Genomic DNA, 880 nt, shown 5'->3' with positions numbered 1-880 from the left:
TGTCTAAAGAAAAATTTGAACGTACGAAACCGCACGTAAACGTTGGTACTATCGGCCACGTTGACCACGGTAAAACAACTCTTACTGCTGCTATCTGTACTACACTTGCAAAAGTGTACGGTGGTGTTGCTAAAGATTTCGCCTCTATCGATAACGCTCCAGAAGAGCGCGAGCGTGGTATCACAATCTCTACTTCTCACGTTGAGTATGATACTCCAGCGCGTCACTACGCACACGTAGATTGCCCAGGACACGCCGATTATGTTAAAAACATGATCACTGGTGCTGCTCAAATGGATGGTGGCATCTTAGTTGTTGCTGCAACAGATGGCCCTATGCCTCAAACTCGTGAGCACATCCTACTTGGTCGTCAAGTTGGTATTCCTTACATCATCGTATTCATGAACAAATGTGACATGGTTGATGATGAAGAGCTTCTTGAGCTAGTAGAAATGGAAGTTCGTGAACTTCTTTCTGAGTACGATTACCCAGGTGATGATTTACCAGTAATCCAAGGTTCAGCTCTTGGCGCTCTAAACGGCGAAAAACAATGGGAAGATAAAATTGTTGAGCTTGCAGAAGCACTAGACAACTACATCCCAGAACCAGAGCGTGCTGTAGACCAACCGTTCCTACTTCCAATTGAAGATGTATTCTCAATTCAAGGTCGTGGTACTGTTGTTACTGGTCGTATCGAGCGCGGTATTTTACGCGTAGGCGACGAAGTAGAAATCGTTGGTATCAAAGATACAACTCTTACTACTTGTACTGGTGTTGAAATGTTCCGTAAACTGCTTGACGAAGGTCGTGCAGGTGAGAACGTTGGTGCCCTTTTACGTGGTACTAAGCGTGATGACGTTGAACGTGGTCAAGTATTGGC

1 protein-coding gene is annotated in these 880 nt (G+C 45.0%); it reads left to right on the top strand.

Going from position 1 to position 880, the window contains the following annotated elements:
* The coding region (gene tuf / locus HC725_RS16545) for an elongation factor Tu (protein ID WP_190332953.1) at positions 1-880 on the top strand (880 nt) is incomplete at both ends.

It is taken from the genome of Vibrio sp. S17_S38 (genome assembly GCF_014694375.1).
In the GTDB taxonomy this organism is placed as follows: Bacteria; Pseudomonadota; Gammaproteobacteria; order Enterobacterales; family Vibrionaceae; genus Vibrio.
This window is presented reverse-complemented; position numbering and strand designations above follow the sequence as displayed.